Below are 26,902 nucleotides of genomic sequence, written 5' to 3'. Positions count from 1 at the left end.
AAGTTATTTGTAATGGAACAGCAGCTATTTACCAGTTTTATTTTCATGCTTTGTTCCCATTAAGGCTTTTTTAATTGCGATGATTGATAATTATTTAAAATGTCTGGTCTAGATCTTGTGAGTATAGACCTAGCGCCTTAGCATATGATTTAATATCAGTGTCTTCACTTGTCTCAATAAGACATTGCAGTAAAATTGTTGAGGATTCTTTAAAGCGTTTTAAATTATAGAGTGTCATCCCTTTGAAAACTTTTAAAGCATTATTTGTTGGAAATAATTCCGTACCTTTTGATAAAATATCTAATGATTCATCATAAGAACCTATTGATCGTAGAGTACTACCTAAACCTAAGTAGGCGTTTTCTAAATCGACAGATTCTAGCCCATTGTTATCAATGGCTGCATAGTAGTGAGGGACAGCTTCTCTTTCTTGTCCAAGAATATCGAAGCTCCAAGCATATTGATATTGAATATTGGCATTAAGCGGATATTTGGCATCTAATTTTTTTAAGATACGGTTGGACGCCTTAAATTCTTTTTCATGTCTCATTTTTATTGCGGTTTTTAAAAGAATATTGTCTTGAGTGGTCATCATTTGATTTCAGTTCCTATAAATTTCAAACGAGTTATTGACGGGTTTAAAATTTGTTGTTGATTTTTCTCTGTGCAAGCACATCAAATAGGATGAGACTACTAATAGTTATTTTGATTTAAGACTGATGAGAAAAGAACCACGAAAAGTAAAAAGTATAGTACTAATATGGCGATTGTCAAAATAAACTGCACCAATCCAGCACGATTCCATGTGGCCTGGACAGCTTTAAATGTTTCGACGTCTGTGTAATCACCTTTTTGCCAGGCCCATTCATTGCCTTTAAATCCACAAACAAAGATCCAAATGAAATTAAATAAAGGGATTAGGCATAGTAAAGGTAAATAAGTTTTGTTACCAATTCCCCAAAATATGTTATACATGAAGGCGCCCCAGTTCCAACCTTTAATCTCAACAGGTACAATTTTACCATTCTCATCCATAATCATTCTCCTAATTCTGTTAACGTGAGTCATACACGTTAACTTGTTTATGTATGCACTCAATGAGTGCTTTTATTTTTTATTGTTGTCTTGCATACCAGTCTTCTTGGAAAATCGCATAATAGTCTATATCAACCCATTTGCCGTTGTAAAAAATTTCATTTTTGGCTGTGCCTTCCTTGACGAATCCCGCTTTAGTGTAGGCTTTTACAGCGCCAATGTTGAAGGGGTATACTGAGAGCTTAATTTTGTGCATATTGAGATTATTAAAACCGTAACTCAATATTAAGGATAGAGCTTCGGTGCCATATCCCTTTGATCGGTCTTCCTTTTTGGGGAAGCCAATGCCAAGTTCGCAGGAATGATTGCGTACACTGATATCAGATAGATCGACAAACCCAACTAAACTATCATCACTAACTTTTCGAATAGTAAATTCAACATTTTCGTAGCTGTTGGAAGCATCCCTAAATATTTTTTCCCAATCTTCCGCGGTATAAGGGTGAATCATATCACTAGCTAACGGCGTTACAAAATCTTCGTCCCATTGCCAACTAGCTAACTTTTTCCCATCTTCTTCGTGGTAATGCGATAGTTTTACATTGTTACCTATAAACATGTTTTTCTCTTTTCTTTAATATGCATTAGTGAGTTTCCTATAAACAATTAAAGAAATATGCAGCCTAGTTCATCTTACTTGCAGTCATAATGCAACTCCGTTGATACATCTTTTATCGTGGATAAGTATTTGCACGTTGGTATTTGGAACAGTTTACTTTGCTTATATAGTATCAAATAGTAAAAGGACACAAATACTATTAGAAAAACCTTAAATAAATGTTAACATGATGAAGCTGATGGGAATAACAATAAAATCTGATGTTTCCTTACTAAGTCTGTATAATAAATACAATAGGAGTGAATCGCAATGAATAAAATTTTAAGAGATCAGTTCATGATTGATCAATTATCTGATAACCAGAAAGAAACCATTACAAATATAAACAGTTATATCAACAAGAGCATTAAAGGGAATCAGCATGCTGTGGCGGTTATTCAAGGGGCTGCCGGCACTGGTAAATCAGTTGTTTTAATGAATTTAGTCACAAAATATATGACGGATAAACGTTATAAAACCGCGTTAGTTGTTAATCATCCCGAATTATTTAAAGCTTATCAAGACCTTGCCCATGATATTCCCGGCATGAAAGAAAATGATATCTTGCGTCCCACAGCACTCATTAATCGTGCCCAGAAAAACAATTGGAAATATGATGTTATTTTCGTAGATGAGGCACATTTATTATATTCAAAACCAGAGCCTTATGCACACTATCGAGGTGAGAACCAGCTCACAGATTTAATGAACTTAGCCAAAATTGTTGTGGTGGTCTATGATTTTGCACAAGTTTTTCAATCTAAAATGTACTGGTCACAAGATTTATTACGTCAGACCGTTGGTAGTCATCCATACCGACAATTTGATATGGATTTTCAATATCGTATGGTTGCTAGTTCAGAACAGGTACAATGGATGGATGACTTAACAGCACAAAAGCCATTGATGCCTTTTCCTCGTAATAGTGATTTTGACTTTAAAGTATTCTCAACAGCAGGGGATTTATATGAGGAAGTTAAAGCTAAAAATCGCGAAGTTGGGTTGAGTCGTGTAGTCGCAACTTCTGGATTTCCACGCATCGATGGGCGTCATAATGTTGAGATGGACACTTTTTCTCTACCTTGGGATGAATGGGATCCACAACGTACGCACTGGGCTAAACGTGAATCGTCTATTACACAAGTAGGCACAATTTATACGTTACAAGGATTTGATTTAAATTATGTGGGCATGATCATTGGTCCATCATTTGGCTATGATGACAAAACCGATAGCATGACTATTTTGCCAGAAAAATACTCACATAAAGAGATTTTTAAGAAGCGCAAGGACATCAAATTTACAAGCAAAGAATATCAAGATTTTATTGCTAATGTTTTGAATGTTTTAATTAAACGTGGCAAATATGGTATGTATTTAACAGCTTATGATGATCAACTAAGGCAACGGTTGGTTGATTTGTATCAAAATGAACGTTAAATTATAGTAAAAAAAGCCATGATAACATATATGTTATCATGGCTTTTTGTTTATTTAATCAATGCTAATTTTTTCCACTTACGAATCTTGGTTCTAAAAGTTTTAAAAGGGACTACCGAGTTGATGTGAATCTATTTCCATACTGGCCATTGGGCTGGAGTAGTTGCCCACTTTCGCTTATTGGGCTCAAATAAAATGTCATCTGGTAAAGAACTTACAAGTTCACAAAGTTCAATAACACGTCTGTTTAGTAAGTTGATCTGCTCTTCAAGAGAAAGGTCAGCATAATCATCATAAAATGATTGATAGAGTCCGCCTAAATTATTCCATTTATAACCCTTTGCTGGCACAAAGACATCTTGACCAGCTATTTCATCTTTTTCCCAGTTCAATAAGGCGGTAATCCATCCTAACTGGTATGAAATATTTTCGCTTGGTGTGCGATCAACATCTTGTATCCGTTTATTGCTAAGTGAATTTGGAATATTTGTAAATTCATCAATGTACTTTTTATAATTGGTTTTGATGGCCTCGTTTAATGCGGCCTTGCTTTCATATGATTTCATCGGATAGCGTTCTTTCTAAAGTATGATGGATTATTTGAGCGACCTGATTCAACATTTGTTTTGATTACATATATTTGTACGTTTTTTGTAAAACTTATAATTGATCCAAAAATTTTTCTATCTGTTTTTTGTTTTTTAAGATAACAATATTTTTAGATTGATCTATCGTTTCAAACATGTTCATGATTATAACTTTTTGTTTATTGGGAAATTGCCAAATCCACTTGAGAAAATCCCAATCAATTTTTTCCGGGCAATCGTCTTGCATATCTGGACGTGAGGTACCTCTATACTGCAGAAGACGTTTAAAAACTTGATAGATACATACAAATCGACTTCTATCCAAGAATACAATGGTATCGGCAGCAGCAACTCTAATATCTAGTGTGCCATTATAATTACCGTCAATAATCCAGCTATCTTGACGCACTAAATTGTTAACAATGATGGCTTGTTCAGGTTTTGGCGTCATTTGCCAATTCGGTTTCCACAACAACTTATCTAAGTGAAAAGCTGTAATGTTTAGTTGTTTGCTCATTTTGCGTGCTAACGTTGATTTTCCAGCACCGCCTGAGCCAATTAATAAAACTCTTTTCATGATTTTCCCTCACATTGCTTACTATTATAACTTTAAAGCGATCAAATATAAATGACATTGTTGGGAGAAAAAATCAACTGTGATGAAAATTAGATGTCATCAAAAGCGAATATAGAATTAGTAAAAGTGGAGCTCAGCTTTTTATGAGTCACTGTAGTATAGGAAAAGAAAAGTCTAATTATGCTGGTTGATAAACAGCAAATAATCGGCTTTGAATTAAAATTTTTGCTACATCGCTTGGCGTTTCAGGATTAGCTTTTTGTAACCAATGATCAATGATACTGACAAGGCTACTGGTCAATAACTCAATTGTGTAGTCACTTGGTAAGGCTTGCAATATATGGTCACTAGTATTTGTGTATAGCTTTTTAAACAATTGGTCGAGAAGGCAGTTCATTTTGTAAATAAATTGTTTATCACCGTTTTCGGATAGCAGGGTTTGAAAGAAAAAGCGATTATTACCTAGATAATTGAATATATTAATCAAACTAAAATATGGTGAGGAGGGCGTAGATAGTATATCACCTGAGGGATTGTCTAGCCAAGAAACTGTTTTACTAATTGTTATGGTGGAAAGTGTTTCAATGTGTTTTAATAAATTATTTTCTACTTTCTCCAAGAGATCATATTTATCAAGAAAATATACATAGAACGTACCACGGCTGAGGCCAGCTTGTTGAGTAATATCTGATATCGTTGTATTAGTAAAACCTTTTTGGTGGACTAGATTTATAAACACTGTGGTAATCTTTGTTCTGGTCAAGTTTTTCTTATCTTGTCTATTCATGCGTATATCCTTTTCCATAAGTATCAAAAATCAAAAGTTCGTTGTAAGTAAGTTTAAGTATTTGGTATCCGAATAAAACCTATTTGATGTGTTACCAAGAGTTATCATAACACCAACATTTAAAGCATGCAAGTAATTGCTTGCTTTAAATGTTGGTGTTGTCAGGCCGCGGATAAACAATGATAAGCAAAGGGAAAATTGTTCAAAAAAGTAGTTTAGCAGTTGTATCACAACAAAAAAATTTGGTGTTAAGATGTATTAACGCTGAATTGCGATATTTATAATGAGATAGAAAAAACGCGGGATAACATTATGTTATTTCGCGTTTTTTATCCATGATTATCATTGATACTCATTTTGGGAAGTATACCAGTCATTTTGGAAGATGGCGTAATGGTCAATATCGACCCATTTTCCATCATAGAAGACTTCGTTTTTAAAGGTACCTTCTTTGGTAAATCCATTCTTTTTGTAGGCTTTCACGGCTGGTGTGTTAAATGGATAGACGGTGAGCTTAATTTTATGCATATTCAAATTGTTAAAACCATAATCTAAGATTAACCTCAAGGTTTCAGATCCATAACCTTTTAAACGATCTTCCTTTTTAGGAAAACCAATCGCTAATTCGCCAGTATGATTGCGTATGTTGAGGTCAAACAAGGCAACAAATCCGACCAATTCATTATTCTCTGTTTTTCTAACAGTAAATTCAACATTTTCTTTGCTTTTAGATGAACGTCTAAATATGTTTTCCCAGTCCTCAGCAGTATGGGGGTGAATCATATCATCTGATAATGGGTTATTGAACGCATCATCCCACTGCCATTCAGCAAATTTTTTACCGTCGCCGTCATGATAGTGTGATAGTTTTACTTTTTTTCCTATAAACATGTCTGCTTTGATCTCTCTTCTTTAAATTGTCATGAGCTTTATGATCTGCATCAACAATTCAAACGTGATGCAGATTAGTTATTTTTATTTGCAATCATATGCGACTCCATATTGTCAACACCTTTTAACGTGAATAAGTTATTGCACGTTCGTATTTAATATATTTTAATGATACCAAATATAGCAACAGATTAAAATATATTAATTTAATATATTATTAACCTATCAATTGCTGAAAGATGTATTGATGAATAATGTGATTTATAATAAAAGCAGATATAAGAAAATTCTGAGTATGTGATGTTGTATTTAGCTTTAACAGTGCTTAGTCAGTTTTCTATCGTAAAACATGTTGTGAAGGAGTTTTATTGCAGTACGGAATGGGTAGAGGAGGAATCAATGTATGATGTATAACGATGACGCGGTTAGAGAAACTGGGAGCAAATATTTTTTGATCAGAATGATGTTTATTATGTTGATTGTTGGTGGTGCATTGTGTATCAATAGCACGATCGTTCATGCTGATGGTGTACCACAGCCGTCTCTCAAAATAAAAAATGGAGTCTTGTATGGTTTTTCGGACAATTCATCACAACATACAGGTGCAAAGGTTGTGATTCCGAATAATGTTACCAGTATTGCTAGCACTGCTTTTTATAATCAAGGCATTGCGAGTGTTGATTTTAGTTCAGCAACTAACCTAAAATCTATCGGAGATTTTGCTTTTGCTAAAAATCGTTTAACAGCTGTGCAGTATCCTAATCTAAATGATAATAATTTAGGATGGTATATTTTCTATGACAACGCGATCAGCTCAGTCACGTTTGCTAGTGGTGTGACACATATTAACGATGGTGCCTTTGCCAAAAATCCTAATCTGACATCGGTCACCTTTCCAGCAACAATTACATCAATTGGTGATTGGACATTTGCCGGTGATCGCTTAAAGACGGTTGATCTAACAACGATAAAAAATACGAATAGTTTAAGTGTTGGCTCCGGAGCCTTCTATGGAAATCAAGCCTCACATGTTGTGGTGTTGCCCAATAACGTATTAGATAGTAGCGGTAATCATCCGGTTCGCTGGTATGGTTATGAAACTTTTGGACAAAATACTGGACAAGCGGATGCCGTTGCTAAGCAATATGCATTGAAGCATCAATCTTATGGGAAAGGAGTATCTGGTAGCATAAGCAACCCACAAAGTTTTACCTATGATCGCAATAATTCCACAATAGTGACAGGTGTTAAATCAGGAGTCGCCACACTAGGTAAAACTATTGTTATTCCCACGAATGTGACAAAGGTTGCTGCTAATGCGTTTAAATCACTAGGCATTACGGGCGTAGATTTCTCCAAAGCAACAAATCTGAAACAGATTGGTAACTTTGCTTTCTATGATAACCAAATTTCAAACACATTAACTTTACCAAACAGCTTAAATGCTGATATATCAGGTATTGGCTGGTACGCATTTGCGTCAAACAATATAGCAAAAGTTAACTTACCAAATAATAGTCTGACAGCATTGAATGATTTTGTGTTTGCTAGTAATCAGCTTACTAGTATTAATTTGCCAAACACTTTGAAAACAATGGGGGATGGTACCTTCATTGATAATCAAATGACAAATATAATATTACCATCTAATATTCAAAGGGTTGGTTCCGGATGTTTTGCTGGTAACTTAATTAACAGTACACGTGCAACAGAACTAACCGCTACAATTAATGGTACAAATTCTGAAAAAAGTTTTTCAGCCGTATTATATCCTTTTGGTATAACTGATACTAATCAGTCGCAAGCAACTAGTACGATTAAGAATCGTTTTGTAGAAATGAATGATGGCACTTGGAAGTACTTAGACAGCAATGGGGTACCTTTAACAGGTGAGCAGATTATTGACGGACATACCTATTATTTTAAATCTGATGGTACACAAGTAAAGGGCTATTCTATCAAGTTCAAGGACGGTAGTGTCCACTATTTTGATTCGAATAGTGGCTATATGTTGAACTAAAACGCCATCGTTTACTATTGCGCTTTGATAAAAAAGTGCTGTGGTTGATAACTAGGGAAGATTACTTACGCAAACTAATTCCTAGTATGCCTACTATAATTACTAGGACACCTACGAGTTCCCAACTGAGTGAGAAGGGGTGATGGAGAAAGATTGCACTTAATAGGATGGAAAAAACGAGTTCCATCGCTTGAGTAGCTTCAACCTTCGATAACGATTTGATTTCTCGGAATACTAAGGAAGTTGCATGAAAAAATATAGCGGTCGCTATAATACCAGAAAATAGTGCCACTAAAAGAGTAGACACCATTGTTTTGGCACTAGGGGCACCACTAATATAGAAACTAACAAACGCCAAGAAAATCCATGTTGGGTAGGTACACAGTAGCATGCCCCACATTCTTTCGAGACCGGTAACTTTTGGCGCAGTCATCATAACTTTTCGGTTCCCAAGTGGATAACAAATAGCCGCAACCACTATCGCTAGTATTGATAAGTATATTTGGTTAGAAATGCGAATGGCACCCAAGTACTGGAGGATAGTTAGGAAGACACCTAAAAGAATAATGAACATCCAAGGTAAACTTTGCCAAGGAAAAGGAATTTTTTTTGAAGGCTTACCGATATTTAGTAAAGGCGTTGTTAAAACACCACAAACAATAGTTACCTGCCAAACACTGGCGATTAGCCAACCAGGTAGATAAGTACTAGCTAGGCATAACGGAACATAAAATAGAACAAAACAGAAGTGGCTCCAGACCCACCAAGATAGAGGCTGTTTGCGTATTGATTGGTTAACTCGCCTAAAGGATCCGCCCAATGGAATGAATATCAAAGCAAGCATCGGCAGCATCCATAAATATCGTAAGGAGGCAGACCAGAGCCAAAACCCATTTTTATTAGCAATAACTTCATTAAATATAAATGTAAGAGAGAAGAAAAAAGCCGCTATCACGCCTAATATAATTGCTTGCACACTCTTTGATAACTTATTCATCATTCAATGTAACCTCACTCTCTCAATGGACAATTTATAAGTATAAGGCTACCAGCAATTAAATAAGCATACAATAAAAAAATTGTATGCCATATAATTTTTATTGTGCATAGATTAGTGTATACTGATTTTTAATGAACAGATATTTTAGTGGTTACAGGTGTTGATGTTGATAAATTTTATTTAGGAGGCTGAACGGGATGAATGATTATGAATTGTCATGGGTACCGAGCAAGTTACCACTTGAGAAACCTTTCTATAAAAGTATTTATCAATCCTTATATGATGATATTCTGACGGGTGTCCTTAAGCCACACGATCAGTTACCCTCGCAACGTGAATTGTCATATTTTTTGGATATTCACTTCACCACAGTGACACATGCCTATGATTTTGGCTTGAAAAATGGCTTATTATATACCGAAAAAGGGCGAGGTACTTTTATATCGCCTAATGGCATTTCTGATCATACTATTCAAGGAAAAGAAGGCGTAAATGATTTAGGTATTTTGAATGTAACTTCAGTTGAAAATAGTTCAGCAGAATTTTATGTGAAAGAAGCTATTAAAAATATTCCCGTTAAAAAGTTACTACGGTATTTCACAAATTCATCCTTAGATGAGAGTTATGCTAGGGCAACACAAAAATGGTTTGAATATTTAAAAATAGATGTATCTGACGATATGGTCAGTCTAATAACAAATGGCGGGCAGAACGCACTCGCCATCATTTTAACAGCTTTATTCAAACCTTCAGACACTATAGTTGTGGATGACTTCACATATTCTAATTTTATTGAATTAGCTAAAACGTTACATATTAAGTTATTGTCAATTTCACAAGATGACGAGGGGATGAAGCTTGATCAGTTGGAAGACATGTTGACAACGCATGTAGTTGCTGGTGTTTATGTCATGCCTTTTCGGTCGAATCCCACTAATGTTGCCATGTCTATTACGCGGCGCGAAAAGTTAGCAGCGCTAAGCATTAGCCATAATTTTTTAATCATCGAAGATGATTACTTACGATACTTGGATGTTGAAAAAACGAAAGCCATAATTAACTTGGCACCGAGTCATACAATCTACTTATCTAGTTTCTCTAAAATAGTTGCTCCAGGAATTCGCGTAGCGCTGGTATTGTTTAATAAAAAGTTTGAGCAGAAAATAAAGCATTCATTCACAAATCTTAATTTACAGGAACCAACCTTAGATTTTGAAATTATTAAGTATTTAATTAACCATGACTTTGTTTTAAAGATAATTGATAGCCAAATGAAGCAGATAAAAACTAGTTTAACTTTATTTGAGAACGTCTTTGAAACAAAGGCGCCGTTGAGTCCATTTCAATGGGTTAAGATAGATTCTGCAATTAATATTAAACAAGTGAAAGAGCGTCTGGACAAGCTAGGAATACATGTATTGTACAGCCCGCAGTTTCAAGCAGGTGGTTGGAAATCAAATAACAACTATTTTATTAGAGTATCGATAACTGCCATTAATGATTTAGTAAAACTAGAAAAACTGTTGCTAACCATTAAACGTACGATTTCGTCGAGCTAAGCTTATAATCCGTGTCATTGATTTTGAAAAAATAAAGATAAAACAAAGAGAATATGCTAGTCACATATTCTCTTTGTTTTATTAATTGCGGTGTCATTGTCACTTTAGGGAAAAATGACTGAGACTTGATTTGTGTTACAAAAATTATTTTACCTGGTAAGCAGCCAGTATACGACTTCTAATCAAAATTTCGGCAATTTCAGCTGGAGATTCAGGATCATCTTTTTGTAACCAATGACCAATAATGCTAATGAGCGAACTAATTAATAGATCATGTGTATAGTCACTGGGAATAACTTCATTACCATCTTTAAAAATATTTTTGTAATGTGAGTCAATTTGTTCATCAATCAAATGACGTAACTTGTAAACAAATTGTGAATCACCATTCTTAGAGAGGAGTGTCTTAAGCGTAAAACGGTTTTTATCGAGAAAATCAAAAGACTGAATGAAACTACGATACGGTGAATAGGTATCTAACTCAGCCGATAGTTTATTATTATCAACATCGTCTAGCCAAGATATTGTCTTATCTATATTAATTTGCATTAGTTTTTCCATATTAGTTAGTAAATAGGTCTCAATTTTTTCTAATACATCGTATTTATCAAGATAATAAATATAAAAAGTGCCACGACTTAGTTTTGCGGTTCGTGTGATGTTGGAGACGGTTAAGTTATTGAAGCCTTTTTCGCTCACTAATTTCACGAAAGCGTCCATAATTCGTTGCTGTGTTAATTTATTTTTTTCCTGCCGATTCATACTATTCTCCTCATAAAATTAGACAAATCCCTTAGTACTTGTACATTGATTTATATATAACCAATGCTAATATAAACTATAGCTACAAAAAAAGCAACACGTTGTTAAAAAAGGGGAGTAACATGCTCGGAATAGAATGGAAAAAAATATGGAAAAATAAATTTATGGTGGTTGTTCTAATTGCTATTGTGTTGATTCCGTCAATTTATGCGATTGGGTTTCTGAAATCGATGTGGGATCCTTATGGCAAAATTAAAGATTTGCCCGTGGCAGTTATCAATGAAGACAAATCTGTGCATTACCAAGGAAATAAATTAGCAGTAGGAGCTAAGTTAAAAGATAATTTAGCGGATTCAGATGCGATGAAGTTTAGTTTTCCATCGCAAAAAGAAGCTAAAAAAGGATTGTCCAATGGCAAGTACTATATGGTCATGACAATTCCAAAGAACTTTTCTAAAAATGCGACAACATTACTGGACGCGCATCCCAAAAAGATGTTAATTCACTATACAACAAGCTCGGGGCACAGTTTTATCGCTGGAAAGTTTTCAAAATCAGCGGCTGAAAGCATTACAAACACAATTTCCAAACAAGTGACAAAGACCTATGCTGAGACATTGTTTAAACAAATTAAAACGTTAGGCAATGGTATGGGCACAGCGGCTAACGGTAACAAAAAGTTAGTAGATGGAACTGAACAATTACAATCTGGAAATCAGACGGTCACAACAAATCTACGGACACTTGCTTCAAGTGGTTTAACTTTCAGTAATGGTACGAATACACTGACAGACGGGTTATCACAATACTTTAGTGGTGTGAGTCAACTTGATGCAGGAAGCTCAAAGTTAACTGCTGGTTTGGGACAATTAGGTGAAAAAATGCCTACGTTAAGTAATGGTGTTTCACAATTATCTACAGGATCATCGAGTTTAAACAGTGGTTTGCAGCAATATACAGCAGGTGTGAGTCAACTCAATACTGGTGCCAATGCTCTTAATACTGGTGCGCAAAAATTAGCTCGTGGTAGTAGTAATTTAGCTACCGGGGTGAATAAATTAACTAACGGATCGAGTTCTTTGACCAAAGGCGTTAGTGCATACACAACCGGAACAGACGAAGCGTATAAAGGAAGCCAAAAAGTTTCCGATGGCTTGACACAAATGAATGAAGCTTTAAATAGTGACGATGCCAAAAACAAAATGGCGCAATTGCAAACAGGGCTGCAAAGTTTTCAGACAGGCTTGAACCAGTTGAAGACCTCGTTAGACAACAGTAATCAAAATACTGAGCAAATTACTAAATTAACAAGTAGTATGAGTAGTCTTGCAGCAAACGTTACTACGATTAGCAATTATATCAGCGGGACGCAAAGCAAAATCGAATCTGTGGCTAAAACACAAAAGCTAACTGACACGCAAGTCAGTGCATTAGAAACGGCACTATTACCAACAGATGACATTAATGATTCACTCAAATCAGCAACAACAAATTTAAGTGAATTACAGACTAACTTAACCACATTAATTAAATCAAGTAACACAAGTATGTCACAGTTAAAATCAGCTGTGAATACACTAAACACTAGTTATGGGACTAGTGACGATACAAAAACGCTGTATGGTGGCATAAGCAGTTTGGTTGGCTCACTTAATAAGGTCGGTGATTCAACTGCGCAATTAAGTACTGGGGCAACAAAATTAACTAGTGGGCTGTCACAACTGAGCGGGAAATCAGCACAGTTAATTAGTGGTTCAACACAGCTACAAGAGGGGCTTGAACAACTTAATACGAATGTACCCTCACTCACTAGTGGTATTGAAAGCTTAGCTAGCGGTAGTTCTAAGCTGAGCGATGGTACCCAAAAGTTGTCACAAAACAGTGATAAGTTAAATGCTGGATCCCAAAAAATTAGCAGCGGCTTATCATCACTAAATGAAAAGATGCCTGCTTTAGGTTCAGCAACGTCAAAGTTATCGTCAGGAAGTAGTCAGTTAACGTCAGGACTGGATAAATTGGCTGCTAATAGCAGCAAGTTGTTAAGCGGGTCGACTCAATTAGCTAGTGGTGCCACAAAGATAGCAGACGGTAGTGCTAAGTTGGCTGATGGTTCAGCAAAACTTGGCGATGGGCTGACGAAAGTTAAAGATGGGAATGCAACGCTTGCTGACAAGCTAGGTCAAGCAAACAACAAAGTTAATAAAATTAACTCAAATAAGTTAACCTACAATCAATTAGCTACCCCAGCAAGCACCAAGCATGTGGAAAAAGACAAAGTTCCTAATAATGGTACAGCTATGGCACCTTATATGTTGTCAGTGGCACTGTTCGTTGGTGCCGTTGCCTTTAACTTGATGTTTGATTTAGTGACACCTCTAAAGTATCCTAAAAAGGCTATTAGTTGGTGGGCAAGCAAAATGTCTGTGCTTTATCCATTCGCATTTTTGCAAGCAGCAATTATGTACTTTGTTTCTATTAGTATGATTGGCATCAAACCAGTTCACTATGTCGCAACTTTCTGGGTACTGATTCTGGTATCATTTACCTTTATTAATGTCGTAACATCCCTTAACTTGTGGTTTGGTAAAGTTGGTTCATTCCTGGCAATGATTTTGATGGTTATTCAATTAGGTGGTTCCGCAGGAACATATCCAATTCAATTGTCAAATGGTTTCTTTGAAGCCATACACCCATATTTGCCAATGACTTATTCAGTCAATGCACTGCGAGAAACGTTGATGATTGGTGGATCCGCTAAAAGTGATGTGATGGTTATGTTTGGCATATTTGTTGCCTTTACATTGATTATGATTGGTTTCTATATGTTCAAGCAATTAAAAATCAAGAAGATTAATTATAAGCACAGTTAATATTTAAAAAAAGGAAATTATGAGTATACTCAGTGATGAAATAAATAACCGCATCCAAAATTGCCAAAGATTCTTGCAAGAAAAAGAGTTAAGTGCATACGCAGTAACAGATGTAGAGGACATATGGTATCTGACCAATATTGATTATAGCCCTGAGCAACGGCCGTTTTTCTTAATTATTTATCCAGATAAGAAACCTTTAATGCTGGTACCAAAATTAGAAGAATCACATATTGATGTTGACTATTTTGATTATGATATTCAAACGTATTTTGATGTTACGTCTGAAGTTGGTCAAAACTGGTACGAGGTAGTTACAAAAAAGTTTGACGGGTTGGATAAAATTGGTATCGAAAGTAATGCGCTTTTAGAAATAACTGCAAAGGCACCGACAGTAGATTGGCAACCAAATGATATAATCAAAAAATTACGTGAAATAAAGAGTGCTTACGAAATTGACAAAATTTCGACGACTGCAAGAGTATGTAGTCGAGTGGTTCGTGCAACGTTAGGCCAAGTGAATAACGACTCCAAAGTGATAGACCTTTATAACCTTCCGTTTAAGGTAGTTGGTAAAGAAATCGCGGATAATTTTAGTCTCACAAATAGAGTAACAAACGGTGTATGGCCGTCAACTTATAGTTTCATGCCCCATAGTATTCCTGATATGGCGGCAACAGTTGATCATGGACCAAATGTTAACGTCGCTGTGTTTAGATTAGCGGGCTATGCTGCCGAATGTGAACGTACCTTCTTCATGGAGAAACCAACAAAAGAAGAAGAATTACACTTTAATCAAATGGTGACGGCTAGAAATATAATGCTCGATATGCTGCGACCTGGTGTTAAGGCATCTGAAGTAGAGACAAAAGTGCGAGATTACCTTATTGACCAGCATCTTACGGCTAACATTCTTCATCGACCTGGTCATGGCATCGGATTAAATAACCATGAAGAGCCAACTTTATCATTAGGTAATGACACAGTTTTGAAAGAAAATATGGTTGTATCGGTGGAACCAGCAATTTATTTTGAAGGTCAAGGCGGTTATCGACATTCAGACACGGTGTTGATAACTAAAGATGGTTATAAATTACTAACTAACGCACCGGTTACTTTGGAAGAATTAACCGTCGAGAATTAATTTAAAGAGTGTTCAACTCAATATGAGTTGAACATTCTTTTTATCTATCATTGTATTGAAATGCCCTCATATCAACATGTTAAAGAATACTTGCTCGATCTTTACGTGACAATTTCGTATACTTAAGTTTGTTATGAAAGGGGAAGCGACATGGAGCTCGGTCAAAAATTAAAAGAATGTAGATTAGCATTAAATAAAACACAACAACAAATGGCCACAGAATTGCATGTTACGCGGCAAACGGTGTCACATTGGGAGAATAATGATACTTATCCGAGTTTGGATATGTTGGTTACGTTGAGTGATTACTTAGGTTTTTCTTTGGATACAACGTTAAAAGAAGAGGGGACAGATATGATTGATAGCATTAATAAGGAACTGACAGCGGGAAAAAGATACAAGAAAATTGTGTGGCAACTAGCTATTTTAGCAAGTGCGTTTTTATTTTTTATCGCTATATTAACTTATGGGCGGGCGACACAAAATCAATTAATTGACCGGTTTAATCCCTTTCTAAAAGAAACGTATGGCTACGCACTGCTACCTGAAAAAGTTGCCACTAAGAAAGTTAGGGGAACACAACAAAGCACAGATGCGAATGGGAAAACCACGACTAAAAAAGTGGTCTTGGATATGCCCCAACCAGTAGATGCTTATGTATATAGTGACATTTTTGGTGCGGGAGAGTGGTTGAAGTTTCAAGTTGGAACTATTCCTAAGGGATATAATTATGCTGTTGTGTTGCATAAAGGATCCTACGTGAAACGTGCTCGATTAATTACAAAGGGCCAAGTACCAACTTTGTATCGCAGTAATATAGGTAGTGAGGATCAGTATTTAAAGTATGACAAGAAAAATTTTGGACCGCGCAACTCAATTAATCCATTTTCGAACAACGGCGTTTAGAACTTTTAAGTAGATAGTTTTTTAAAGCTTTTTATTAAAGTGACTTTTTTGTTTTCTGTTTCCTATTTTTCAAGATAAAGGTATACTGTTAGTATTCAATGTTTATCAGAAAGGTATCAGACAATGGCTGAGAGTGAAAAAGTAGAATTCAAAACACTAACAAGTATTCTTAAGAAACTTGATATTAGTAAAGCTACGTATTATAGGAGAGCAAAGGCTTGGAACATCAATCCTAGTCAGCGTGAATTTACACATGAAGAACTAAAAAATCTCGAGTCAATGCCTGAAAATGTTGATAATAATCATTCTGATGCTGTTTCAGAAAGTGTCAAGACTTTGTCAGAACAACTCAAGACAAAAGATGAACAAATTAAACAACTTCATAAATTACTCGACCAGCAACAAACGCTATCTCTTGACTTACAACATAAAATTGACGTAAAAGAACAGCAATATCTTGAAGTTTCAGACACTTCTGAGTTTGTATCAGAAATTGATAACTTAAAAAATGAATTGCAAAAAGAGAAATCGAAAGGCTTTTGGGCAAAAGTCCTGAAAAAATAAGCGCAACCTACTTAATGCTTGTTATCGAGCTATAATATGTATCTTACGCAATCTGTGTTTGCGCATTTTTATGTTGCAGATTGCTATTTTCACTGATTTAATTGCTATCGTTTTACAAGATTCTGTTGAATAATTAAGGTATTAAATACACTTAGGAGAGTAAATTATGGAGATACAGTTAAAAAAATTACGCACTAATTTGGACATGTCTCAAGAAGATGTTGCTGGAAAATTGTACATATCGCGTCAAGCTGTTTCTCGTTGGGAGTCTGGAGATGCAACCCCAGATATGAGCAACTTAATTAAGTTGGCTGAAATATTTGATTGCTCGCTTGATACGATTGTTTTAGGCATTGAACCAACAGAGGACAATATCGAGGATAAAATAGATAAAAGTGAATTTGTATTTGATCCACGTAAGGGGAAATATATTCGTAGAAGAAGCGAGCACATGAATTTCTGGGAGTTTGCAGCGGCTTATTGGTGGGCAGCTATACCGATATTAGCAATTCTTGGTGGTACGATTCCTGATATTATTCAAGCACTTAAATAATTTTTTTGAATTTCCATCTACAGAGTATTAATCGGGCTAGGTGTAGTTTTCTAGATAACAGATAGTTAGTAAGAGACAGTTGCAAGAATTATTGAGCTGATTCAATTTATTGTAATTGTTTTTTAGTAGTAACAATATAAATTAAAATTGCCATAAGACGAGGATGACTATTTATATGTGTTATTGGGCGGGTTGGGCAATGATTAGTCGCGGAAGTGTCCCTAATAATTGTTACTCTTGATAAAGGAATCCTGCATAAATTGAAAACTATGCTACACAAATTTTATCTAAACCAGAACAACCAACAAAAATATTCTTCGACCCTGATGTACCACGCAACTCTACTGGTAAAGTAAAGCACATTGAATCGGACGAACAATTATTACAATAATCATAAAAAACATCTTTCATTGTGAAAGATGTTTTTTGGTTAGGTTTCATTACAAAATATTGTTAATTACTAATTTTTTTTAATCAATGGTATAATATATCAAGGAGTTATACTAATACATGAAAAATAGAATACATAATTTTGTTGGATCTATCGGAGCGTTAATTGGAACAATGGTTTTTATAGCCTATATTCCACAGATAATAGCAAACTTATCCGGTGACAAAGGGCAGCCATGGCAGCCTATTGTAGCAGCTTTTTCTTGTTTGCTTTGGGTTGTTTATGGATTAACTAATGACCCTAAGAGGGATTATATATTGATTATTCCTAATACAGCAGGAGTTGTGCTTGGTACTTTGACATTTATTACATCTTTTTAGTTATTATATAGCTACTTAATGTATTTTTAATAAAAGTACGCAATTTTTAATAAAGAATTGTGTGCTTTTTATTATTTAAGGTAATCTATTTCAATGGGGTTTCATAAGGAACAATTGGTGTTGTTAATCCGACATTGCTTGCAAAAACGAAATTCAAATCATCTAGACTTTTCAGATTATCAGTTTTACCAGTGACAATAACACCACTGAATTTCGCGGTGCTTAAGTTTGAAGATAGTTGTGATTTAATTGATGAGATATAGTTTTTTTCGGAAATATGCGACGCCAATTGTAAGGATATTGAGTCAGTTAACGCTTGTTTCAATCCCTTGTAGCCAGTGTAGGTATTTTTTTTTGTACTACCTTCCTGCAAAGAACCTTTCCCATCATCGCTAGCATTCAAACCGATATAATTGCCAGCGCTTGCTATTGTTGATGTATTACTATTTCCGAAACCTACCCAATAATAATTAATCATGACATTATCTGGAATCATTTTTTTTATTTCACTATAAGAATAAGGTTTATCGAATGTTAAAGCCACTTCTGCTAATGTGTTTTTCATTGTAGATAATGTTTTTGCTTCATGCGTGGGTGGTGTATATAACGTGAGTTTTTTTGAATTTTTATATATTGACTTAGCAGAACGACTAAAAAATATTGGTTCTTTTTCTTGTGTTTTCGTGTTTTTAGCAATAATTGAAGGGTTGGCTTTATAAACATCAACGTCATCTCGGGAGAAAGTCTGCGTTCCAGATAGACCAAATTGTAAAGTTTTTTCAGGATAGTAGATATGATAGCCATCAATATTTTTAATCCGGGTTTCAGTTATTGTTGATTTTGTCCATGCGATGGCAGTAGTATGTTCTCGAGTTGTGAATATATTTGGTGAAAAAGCGATATTTTCGATATTTAGTTTTTGATTTTGTAATTTTAATTGCTTACTCATAGTATTGGATACAAATAAATTTGCGCCGACAAGAATGATAAGAAACACGATGATTGTAGATAAAGAACTAATAAGTATGCCTTTGAGTGTATTTTTTGTTTTGGTTTTTTTGATTAATTTTTCAAATGTTTGATTATCATTCATTTTTATATTTCTCCAATAATTTTTTGAGATGCGTTCTCGTTCTAAATAAATCAATTTTAATTTTAGCTTGGCTAAAATGAAGTTTTTTAGCAATGAATTCAATACTACGCAGTTCATCGTATTTTAAATAAATGAGCTGTAATTGATAATGACTGAGTTGATTGAGTACTTCGTAAGGTAACTTATTATCACTTAACTTTGTATAGTCTGTGTTTGATTTTTCCGTATGGGTATATAGTTCATGCAAGATGTTATCATATCTTTTATTTCGTCTATGTTTGTCATAAAATTTTGATAGCGCAACTTTATAGATCCATGGCCGTAGTTTATTCTCTTCTAAAACAATATTTGCTTCGATTAATTTAACCATTACGTCTTGAGCAATATCTTCAGCATCCTGTGTCTTAGCGCCTTTTTTGACTAAAAATCGAACAACTTCCTGTGCAATATTTAGAACTATGTTTTCATATTGATTAATCTCCATTATTTTCTCCTGTTATATATATAACGAATAAGGGGACAATTGGTTACAAAATGGGGTTAAATATTTATTTTTTGATGAAAAAATTAAAAACGTAAAAAAGCCTCTGTATAAATGCATAACTGATCAAGCAGTCAGTATTTATATAGAAGCTTTTTGTATTTTAAGCTAACGATAAATGACCCAAGTAATTAGAACCATACAGGTAACAGCATGGCAGACATCGCGATGCCGTCGTACACGGTGGCATCTCTTTTGATTTGATGATGAAGTTTGATTGCTGCTTCGGGTAATTGAGTTTTTGTTATCCAATAGTATTGAACAAGAGATTTAACCATTTTAGTAGCCACTAAGCCGGTATTTTGCGTTTTAGTTAACTCCTGTGCGTAATTGAAAATCATTTCTCGTAGTTCTGGTTGATTTTTAACATCCTCATCAGAAAAGGCGACACTCATTTGATCCAACATGGTTTCAACTTTTTCATCTTTTTGCATAGTTTTAAAATTCCCCTCAATTAATAAACGTTGTTTAATTAATGCTATTATTACGCTAAAGTGTGTTTCTGTCAATAATCTCATTTTTAAAGGCGACACTTTGTTGGGTTTATGAGATAATAAACTACAGTTTACTTTAAAAATATTGGAGAATAGAATGATTATTAGAACAGCTACGCTGGAAGACTTGGATCATGTTACTAAATTGACATATGATGCTTTCCATGATTATCCTCTATTTAATGTCTCAACTGACAAGCCTCAATTACAGCAAGCACTATATTTTTTATTGTATTTAAATACGCTAGCAAATATTAGGCGTGAAGATTGTTTCGTTTGTGTTGAAGGGTCAGAGATAGTTGCTTCCTTTATTTTGAAAGCACCACAACAGCACCAGATTAGTTTTTGGACGTATGTTAAGGTTGGTGGATGGCAACTACCTTTTAAATGTTCTCCTAAAATAGCCGGACGTATCATGCAAAATCTATCTCAATCAGATGATGCCATGCCCGAAGAATTTGAAAATTTTTGGTACATAGATACATTGGTTGTTTCACCAAAATATCAAGGCCAGAAAATAGGCTCAAGAACGATATCACAAATTATTGATATGGTTGAAAAAAGAGGTGGTAAAGATCTATGTTTGATTACTAATACAGCAATCAACAGTGTTTTTTATCAGAAAAATGGCTTTAATGAGGTCACTAGGTCGTCTTTTACTTCATTCGGACAAGTCAATGATACTTGGGTATTTAAGTACGAGTACACAATTGGATAACAAAATTTTATTTGAGCGAAAATAAAAAGAACTGCTGTGATTTATTTTCATAGCGATTCTTAATAGCGATTATTTTAATTCAGCGAGGAGCTGGTTTCAACAAAATGTGCTGTTAATAAACGACTCGCCATGAAGATGATGAGACCGACTAACATGCTTGACACAGTAACATCACTTAGCCAATGTGCACCAATCCGTACGCGACTAAGACCGGTAAGAATACCCATTGCAATCCCAAAAATTGTCATTTTCTTTTGCAAACTAATATTTCCTCGAGGAACAAAGAAAGTTAAGTATAAAAATAACCAGCCGGACATTGTGTGACCAGAAGGAAAAGAGTTATGACCATTCACACCGTTCAAATGATACCAAGGTGTAAATTCACTCATTGTGTTTCCGGAAATGGTTGTCATTTCGTAGGGTCGAAAGCGTCCCCACAATGCTTTCATATCGCCGATTGTTGTTTGTGCGATGAAAACAACGGCAATTCCGATTAAAGCAGCATTGAGTAGATAGCTAATAGCGGCGTTGTTTTTATCTTTAAGCCAATTAAAGAATACAAATGACAGTAATATTGTTAAGATAATGGCTGCGCTCCAACGAAGCGGTTCAGGATAGTTTGCCACTGCCGAAGTATTGTTTGCAACGCCCATGGGAATTCCTTTTGATAAATTATTGAGCATGGAATACGTGTAACTCAACATATCTTGCAATATCGCTAGCATTTGATTAAAGGCAAATATCAAAGCGCCACCTGTCATAACATATTTCAAAATGTTTCCCTGAACGCGTCGCCATATTGTCCAGGCAATAATCTCAAAGGCAGTGAATAAAACAATTCCTGCGCCTTGATCAGCGTAATTTTGGAAAATATTACCAAATATAGAATTCTGGTCCATTACTGCAGAGGTAACATTTTTATCAAAAAATGTAGCGAACAATAAAGTCACGAATCCAATGCTTAGTAGCAATGTAAGTACTTTTTTTTCACTGTCTGTGGTCTCAAATGTACTTTGATTTTCACTCGATAGTTTCACGTTAGTAGTTCTAGCAGCCCATTGCATAATGTTGTCCTCCAAATTAATAACTTTAGTATATTTGATAGATATTGTTATATCGTCAAAGTTATGTAAAGGGTTCTTATAGAATGCAAAAAACTGCGTAACCGCAGCTTTTTATAAATGAAAATTAACTTTTTTCCCCAATGTTTGAATAGATAAAGATAATATTTATGAAAGAAATTTTACGAGAGAGGTCATTTAAGATGTTCTTTTTATAGGTTGTCAATTTTTTGGTATCGACCATATCTGTTCGACTGCTAATAGATATACAAGCTTTAAAAGACATACCAACCTTATAGATTTTGCAATCATCAATTGAAAAATCGGTTGTTAGGTGACTTTGAATGGCTCTTTCAATGAATGATTTTATCCCTTGATCTTGTGTTAGGCCGCCGCTAATCTCAATCAAAGCATTTTTCATTATACGCAACGGGATTCTAATAATAAATAAAACAATAATCACTGTAATAAAGGAATCTCCAGTATATAAAAGAAAGCTTAATGGGGACTTTTTATCAATGAATAGGATGAAAAATGCAGCGGCCCCAATTCCGGCTGACATGACACCATCAATCATCGCTCCTTTTGTTTCAGCTGATAGAAGTGTACTGATATTGTGGATTTTTTTGTTTTGTAATTGATAGAACCATGAGAGTGTTAATGATAGAATAACCATCACAATCTCATACGGTATGACAGGGGCAATATTTAAAAGTTGCCCGTGACCATAGACAAAGTATTGATAGGCTTTTGAGCTGACAGTCATTAATGAAATCAACAATAATACAATTGTCAATAATGACTGAAAAAATGCATACAGCGGTTCCAAAACGAACAGACCATTTGGAAAACGTTTGCTAACTTGTGTACTTATTTTTGAGATGACAATAGATAAAAGGCCAGTGGTTAGTGTGATTAAAGTAAAGTATGCATCAACAAATAATGCTTCTAGTCGTGTTGAAAAATATGCTGTAAGCGCTGCAACCCCCATTGCAAAAAGCCATATACAACCAATGACTAGACTACGCTGTTCAATATTTTTTTGATTCATATTTTCTCGTTAATCTTGAACATAATCTTGTGTAACACTGTTTGTTCTTCAGGAGTTAATACAGAAATTGAATCTAGAAAAACCTGATCAAATAATTGACGATTTTTTTCGCAATTTATTTTCATTTCTGCACTTAATTCTAAGTATGATGTCCGTTTGTCGACTGTTGATGGTCGTTTAACTAAATATTTCTCTGCAACAAAGCGATGAATGATTCGAGTAGCAGCGGGTTTGGATATTTTTGCCTTATCCGCAAAGCTAGTTACAGTTGGATTTTCCAATGTATATAGGAGATCAATGTAATATTCATCATTTGAAGACAGATTAGGAAAGCGTTCGTTGCTATCAGACTGTTGCTGGTATTGCAACAATACTTTATCGTACAATTCTGAGAAGATGTGGCTTATAGGTTTCATATACTTCCTCCAATATATGATTAACAAAAGTAATTACCTTTGATAACTACTTTTGTTAATCATATCCTTAATTATTTAGTTTGTCAACTGAATTATACTTTATTTTATCGGAAGTTATATGCGATATTTTATTTTATTTGAATAGTATCGTACTTTCATTATTCATTTTGCTGTTCATTTGAAATTACTAAGCGTATAATTATTACATTGAAATCAAGAGAGTGAGACGCATTTTGAACGATAAAATTAAACAAGTTGAAACGCAGTATTTAAACAAAACCCTCAAGAAAATGAAAAAATCGTTAATTGATACCGAAGCTGAGATAAAGCGTTCTAATCGGAATATTAATGATGTATCAAAAAGCTGGGGAGATGTACGTTTAAAAACAGACACCTATTCTGGTATTGTCGAAACAGCCATGTCAGTACGTCAGCAGCAACAAATGCTTGCTGAACGTGAAAGTTCAAAAACACGAGCAGAAGCAAGATTTGAAACATTAACAAAGCAAATTAAAAAACCTTATTTTGCGCGTATAGATTTTAGTGAATCAGTCAGTGAAAGTAGCGAAGCAGAGACAATTTATATTGGGCTTGGCTCTTTTAGCGATAATGAGAACAACTATTATGTCTATGATTGGCGCGCACCAGTAGCATCAATTTATTATGATGGTGGTATTGGGGATGTTGAATATTTGACACCTGATGGCTCGCAAAAGGCGCATGTAACGCTGAAACGCCAATTTCAAATTGAAGATGGTATCATTGTAACCTTGTTTGATACGGAAGAGGCGATTGGTGATGCAATGTTGATGAACGCGCTGAATGGTGAGTCGTCAACGAAGATGAAATCAATCGTCACCACCATCCAAAAAGAACAAAATAAAATCATTCGTAATACAAGTGCCGATTTATTATTTGTGCAAGGAGCAGCTGGATCAGGTAAGACAGCTGCTGTTTTGCAACGTATTGCCTATTTGCTATACCGTTACCGCGGAAAACTAACTAGTGGACAAGTTATTTTGTTTAGCCCAAACCAACTGTTTAATGACTACATTGATCAAGTTTTACCCGAATTAGGCGAGCAAAACATGGTACAGATGACATTTTATCAATATGCTTCACGTCGTTTACCAAAAATTGCTGTTGAAACATTGCAAGAACGCTTTGAAATTGACAAGACCGATAGTAAAATTGCTCTTGCTAAAGGTAGCTTAATGATGTTCAAAGCTGTCGCAGCATATGCTGACAGTTTAAATCGTGGAGGAATGAAGTTACGTAGTATTGTGTTTCGTGATGAACCATTGATTCCCAAAGAGCGTATTGCTGAAATTTATTATCAATACAATGAGAACTACAAACTCAGCCAACGTTTGGAAGCAACGCGAGATACGTTGATGCGAATATTGAGCAGTCGTCTTGGCACAGAAATGCGTAAAGATTGGGTTGATCTTGAAATTGAAAATCTGTCAAAGCAGGAATATGATGAACTAGTGGGTGCCGGTCGTGTGCGCATGGGGGATAATGAAGAGGTTGATGCTGCGGCTGTTACGCGACGTACGCAACTTGGTCAGGGTGAGCAAGAACGTGAGTTTTCTAGTGAAAAAGCTGAAAGAAAGTTCTTGGCTAAACAAATCGTAACGCGTGCCTTAAAACCTTTGGCACAACAAATTAGACGTAGTCGCTTTTTAAATATTAATGCGCAATTTGTGGATTTTCTACGTGAAGCTCACAAATATATTGATTTATCTGCGTATGGCATCTCAAATGATGAGTGGCGTGAACATGTTGAACAAGTGATTAGCAATTTAAAGAATCATCAAATGTCCCTCGCTGATACAACAATTTATTTATATCTTTATGACTTAATCACAGGGAAGCATGGTGAACGTGATATTCGCTTTTTGTTTATTGATGAGATTCAAGATTATACACCATTCCAACTTGCCTTCTTGAAGTTTAGTTTTCCACTGGCTAAGTTCACGGTCTTAGGAGATTTGAACCAAGCTATATTTACAAAGGATAATGCTAGCCATTTACGGGAAGACTTTGCAACTTTATTTGCGCCAGAGCGTGTTGAAAATGTTCAACTAACGCAAACCTATCGTTCTACACAGCAAATTACAGATTTTACAAAAGAAATTTTGATAGACGGTCAAAACATTGACGCGTTTAATCGAGATGGTGAGAAACCGGTAGTCTATATTGGGCAAGACGAGAACGAACTACTGAAATTGCTAGAAAATCAATTGCGTGAAAACACCGAAGAACAAGAATCAACAGCAATCATTACAAAAACATTGGCCGATGCAAAAGCTTTGTCACAAACGCTTAATGACAAAACAGTTACTTTGATTCAATCAGAAAACCAGCGGCTAGCTCCAGGTGTTATTATCGTGCCATCATACCTTGCTAAGGGACTAGAATTCGATGCCGTTATCATATGGCATGCAGATAAAACACGATATAAGGAAGATAGTGAACGCCGTCTATTGTATACTGTTTCATCGCGAGCTATGCATCGACTGACAATTATTGCAGAAAGGGCTACGACACCGCTACTAAATAATGTGTCAAAAAACCTCTATGAGGTTCGATAATGATTGATCTAGATAATTTGATTAAAAGCAAGTACGTTGCGCCATTTATGGTTATTGGTATTACAGGTTCTGTAGCCGTCGGCAAAAGCACATTTGCACATGATTTGGCTGATAAGCTTAGCCAACAGAATATCAAAACAACAGTCATCAGCACTGATGACTTTTTAATGTCTAATGATGAACTCCATGAGCGTGGTCTATTTGATCAAAAAGGTTTTCCACAGACATACAATCTTGATCTGTTGGAAAAAGTTATCACGCGCTTTCGTGCGGGGGAAAAGTCACTCAATATTCCAGTTTATACACAGGAACTTGCGGATATTCATCCAAACGAGACACAAATTATTGAATTACCTAATATCCTAATCGTTGAGGGCGTTGTTGCTTTGCAGTTACCACCCAAACATTTTGATTTGAAAATATATATAGATGCTGATTTGGCAGATATCAAAGAATGGTATCTATCCCGAACGCTTGAGGTCACAGCTTTAGCCAAGGATGATCCCTCTAGTTGGCGTTATGATTACGCCAAAATGCCGATCGACGAATTTACTCAGTTAGTTATGCAAGTTTGGGAAAACACTAATCAAAAAAATCTGGATCAGTATATTTTACCCACGAAATCACTTGCTGACGTGATTGTTCATTTTGGTAAACAACACCGTATTTTTGATATCGAATTAAAATAACTGTTATTTATTGTCAACTATGTTGACAATTTTTTGTTAAAGCGTAAAATAAGCATTTGAAGTTAAATAGTATCAAAGTGTTTTCTGTAAAAAGCAGGAATCGAATGAAAGGATTTAC

Annotated in this window: 26 protein-coding genes and 1 pseudogene; 12 read left to right on the top strand and 15 right to left on the bottom strand. The window is 35.2% G+C overall.

The features are described 5' to 3' along the window. Positions 1-94: 94 nt before the first annotated feature. From RHP64_RS09465 to RHP64_RS09455, 3 genes are all read right to left on the bottom strand, one after another. Positions 95-595 carry a tetratricopeptide repeat protein gene (locus tag RHP64_RS09465; protein ID WP_196756237.1) on the bottom strand — a complete coding sequence of 167 codons (501 nt, stop codon included), beginning with the start codon at positions 593-595 and terminating at the stop codon, positions 95-97. A gap of 98 nt (positions 596-693) precedes the next feature. Continuing rightward, positions 694-1,035, bottom strand: coding sequence for a hypothetical protein (locus RHP64_RS09460; RefSeq protein ID WP_011680457.1), 342 nt, complete (start codon positions 1,033-1,035; stop codon positions 694-696). A gap of 79 nt (positions 1,036-1,114) precedes the next feature. Continuing rightward, positions 1,115-1,654 carry a GNAT family N-acetyltransferase gene (locus RHP64_RS09455; protein WP_011680456.1) on the bottom strand — a complete coding sequence of 180 codons (540 nt, stop codon included), beginning with the start codon at positions 1,652-1,654 and terminating at the stop codon, positions 1,115-1,117. 309 nt (positions 1,655-1,963) lie between these two features. Here RHP64_RS09455 and RHP64_RS09450 point away from each other — a divergent pair, with 309 nt between their 5' ends. After that, the gene (locus tag RHP64_RS09450; protein WP_150288636.1) at positions 1,964-3,133 is read left to right on the top strand and encodes a DUF2075 domain-containing protein; all 1,170 of its coding nucleotides are present in this window, start codon (positions 1,964-1,966) and stop codon (positions 3,131-3,133) included. A gap of 50 nt (positions 3,134-3,183) precedes the next feature. On the opposite strand, the pseudogene RHP64_RS09445 reads toward RHP64_RS09450, so the two are convergent. From RHP64_RS09445 to RHP64_RS09430, 4 genes and pseudogenes are all read right to left on the bottom strand, one after another. Then, positions 3,184-3,699: pseudogene (locus RHP64_RS09445) on the bottom strand (ClbS/DfsB family four-helix bundle protein). Between the two features lie 94 nt (positions 3,700-3,793). After that, a complete protein-coding gene (locus RHP64_RS09440; RefSeq protein ID WP_011680454.1) occupies positions 3,794-4,297 on the bottom strand; it encodes a DNA topology modulation protein in 504 nt (167 codons plus the stop codon). Positions 4,298-4,475: 178 nt separating this feature from the next. Continuing rightward, positions 4,476-5,084: a TetR/AcrR family transcriptional regulator gene (locus tag RHP64_RS09435; RefSeq protein ID WP_014325161.1), complete on the bottom strand. Its 609-nt coding sequence runs from the start codon at positions 5,082-5,084 to the stop codon at positions 4,476-4,478. A 342-nt stretch (positions 5,085-5,426) separates the two neighbouring features. Next, positions 5,427-5,975 (bottom strand): GNAT family N-acetyltransferase, encoded by a 549-nt coding sequence (locus RHP64_RS09430; protein WP_014325160.1) that lies wholly within the window; start codon positions 5,973-5,975, stop codon positions 5,427-5,429. A 403-nt stretch (positions 5,976-6,378) separates the two neighbouring features. Between RHP64_RS09430 and RHP64_RS09425 the strand changes: the two genes are divergently transcribed. Beyond that, positions 6,379-7,995, top strand: a complete 1,617-nt coding sequence (locus RHP64_RS09425; protein ID WP_061515098.1) for a leucine-rich repeat protein — start codon at positions 6,379-6,381, stop codon at positions 7,993-7,995. 61 nt (positions 7,996-8,056) lie between these two features. On the opposite strand, the gene RHP64_RS09420 is transcribed toward RHP64_RS09425, so the two are convergent. After that, a complete protein-coding gene (locus RHP64_RS09420) occupies positions 8,057-8,995 on the bottom strand; it encodes a multidrug resistance efflux transporter family protein (protein ID WP_011680450.1) in 939 nt (312 codons plus the stop codon). 197 nt (positions 8,996-9,192) lie between these two features. Here RHP64_RS09420 and RHP64_RS09415 point away from each other — a divergent pair, with 197 nt between their 5' ends. Beyond that, positions 9,193-10,554: an aminotransferase-like domain-containing protein gene (locus tag RHP64_RS09415; protein ID WP_025268520.1), complete on the top strand. Its 1,362-nt coding sequence runs from the start codon at positions 9,193-9,195 to the stop codon at positions 10,552-10,554. Positions 10,555-10,698: 144 nt separating this feature from the next. Here the strand turns inward: RHP64_RS09415 and RHP64_RS09410 are convergent, their stop codons facing one another. Continuing rightward, positions 10,699-11,316, bottom strand: coding sequence for a TetR/AcrR family transcriptional regulator (locus RHP64_RS09410; protein WP_010292026.1), 618 nt, complete (start codon positions 11,314-11,316; stop codon positions 10,699-10,701). Positions 11,317-11,438: 122 nt separating this feature from the next. Between RHP64_RS09410 and RHP64_RS09405 the strand changes: the two genes are divergently transcribed. The 6 genes from RHP64_RS09405 to RHP64_RS09380 all read left to right on the top strand — a co-directional run bounded on the left by RHP64_RS09405 (position 11,439) and on the right by RHP64_RS09380 (position 18,124). After that, entirely contained in the window at positions 11,439-14,186 is a 2,748-nt protein-coding gene (locus RHP64_RS09405; protein WP_025268519.1) for a YhgE/Pip domain-containing protein, read from the top strand. Between the two features lie 19 nt (positions 14,187-14,205). Continuing rightward, complete coding sequence (locus RHP64_RS09400; RefSeq protein ID WP_014325156.1) at positions 14,206-15,330, top strand: M24 family metallopeptidase; 1,125 nt, start codon at positions 14,206-14,208, stop codon at positions 15,328-15,330. Positions 15,331-15,480: 150 nt separating this feature from the next. After that, positions 15,481-16,236 (top strand): helix-turn-helix transcriptional regulator, encoded by a 756-nt coding sequence (locus RHP64_RS09395; RefSeq protein WP_014325155.1) that lies wholly within the window; start codon positions 15,481-15,483, stop codon positions 16,234-16,236. A 123-nt stretch (positions 16,237-16,359) separates the two neighbouring features. Continuing rightward, entirely contained in the window at positions 16,360-16,800 is a 441-nt protein-coding gene (locus RHP64_RS09390) for a hypothetical protein (RefSeq protein WP_014325154.1), read from the top strand. Positions 16,801-16,966: 166 nt separating this feature from the next. Then, positions 16,967-17,353, top strand: a complete 387-nt coding sequence (locus RHP64_RS09385) for a helix-turn-helix domain-containing protein (RefSeq protein WP_025268518.1) — start codon at positions 16,967-16,969, stop codon at positions 17,351-17,353. Between the two features lie 510 nt (positions 17,354-17,863). Continuing rightward, positions 17,864-18,124, top strand: coding sequence for a SemiSWEET family transporter (locus RHP64_RS09380; RefSeq protein ID WP_014325152.1), 261 nt, complete (start codon positions 17,864-17,866; stop codon positions 18,122-18,124). Between the two features lie 85 nt (positions 18,125-18,209). Here RHP64_RS09380 and RHP64_RS09375 read toward each other — a convergent pair whose 3' ends face one another. The 3 genes from RHP64_RS09375 to RHP64_RS09365 form a co-directional block, all read right to left on the bottom strand. Beyond that, positions 18,210-19,217, bottom strand: a complete 1,008-nt coding sequence (locus RHP64_RS09375; RefSeq protein ID WP_025268517.1) for an anti sigma factor C-terminal domain-containing protein — start codon at positions 19,215-19,217, stop codon at positions 18,210-18,212. Next, positions 19,210-19,701, bottom strand: a complete 492-nt coding sequence (locus tag RHP64_RS09370) for an RNA polymerase sigma factor (protein WP_025268516.1) — start codon at positions 19,699-19,701, stop codon at positions 19,210-19,212. The genes RHP64_RS09375 and RHP64_RS09370 overlap by 8 nt, the downstream gene beginning before the upstream one ends. A gap of 188 nt (positions 19,702-19,889) precedes the next feature. Continuing rightward, positions 19,890-20,192 carry a bacteriocin immunity protein gene (locus tag RHP64_RS09365; RefSeq protein ID WP_025268515.1) on the bottom strand — a complete coding sequence of 101 codons (303 nt, stop codon included), beginning with the start codon at positions 20,190-20,192 and terminating at the stop codon, positions 19,890-19,892. Positions 20,193-20,349: 157 nt separating this feature from the next. Between RHP64_RS09365 and RHP64_RS09360 the strand changes: the two genes are divergently transcribed. Beyond that, the gene (locus RHP64_RS09360) at positions 20,350-20,970 is read left to right on the top strand and encodes a GNAT family N-acetyltransferase (protein WP_025268514.1); all 621 of its coding nucleotides are present in this window, start codon (positions 20,350-20,352) and stop codon (positions 20,968-20,970) included. 74 nt (positions 20,971-21,044) lie between these two features. On the opposite strand, the gene RHP64_RS09355 is transcribed toward RHP64_RS09360, so the two are convergent. The 3 genes from RHP64_RS09355 to RHP64_RS09345 form a co-directional block, all read right to left on the bottom strand. Beyond that, positions 21,045-22,034, bottom strand: coding sequence for a phosphatase PAP2 family protein (locus RHP64_RS09355; RefSeq protein WP_025268513.1), 990 nt, complete (start codon positions 22,032-22,034; stop codon positions 21,045-21,047). 124 nt (positions 22,035-22,158) lie between these two features. Beyond that, positions 22,159-23,082 carry a cation transporter gene (locus tag RHP64_RS09350; RefSeq protein WP_014325146.1) on the bottom strand — a complete coding sequence of 308 codons (924 nt, stop codon included), beginning with the start codon at positions 23,080-23,082 and terminating at the stop codon, positions 22,159-22,161. Next, entirely contained in the window at positions 23,079-23,498 is a 420-nt protein-coding gene (locus tag RHP64_RS09345; RefSeq protein WP_011680442.1) for a MarR family winged helix-turn-helix transcriptional regulator, read from the bottom strand. Before RHP64_RS09345 ends, RHP64_RS09350 begins: the two co-directional genes overlap by 4 nt. A 233-nt stretch (positions 23,499-23,731) precedes the next feature. Between RHP64_RS09345 and helD the strand changes: the two genes are divergently transcribed. Then, positions 23,732-26,095 carry an RNA polymerase recycling motor HelD gene (gene helD, locus RHP64_RS09340; RefSeq protein ID WP_025268511.1) on the top strand — a complete coding sequence of 788 codons (2,364 nt, stop codon included), beginning with the start codon at positions 23,732-23,734 and terminating at the stop codon, positions 26,093-26,095. After that, a complete protein-coding gene (locus RHP64_RS09335) occupies positions 26,095-26,784 on the top strand; it encodes a nucleoside/nucleotide kinase family protein (RefSeq protein WP_462785048.1) in 690 nt (229 codons plus the stop codon). The genes helD and RHP64_RS09335 overlap by 1 nt, the downstream gene beginning before the upstream one ends. Positions 26,785-26,902: the final 118 nt, after the last annotated feature.

The organism is Leuconostoc sp. XM4 (genome assembly GCF_055698815.1).
Note: the sequence above shows the minus strand (reverse complement) of the source record. Positions and strands in the feature narration are given on the sequence as shown.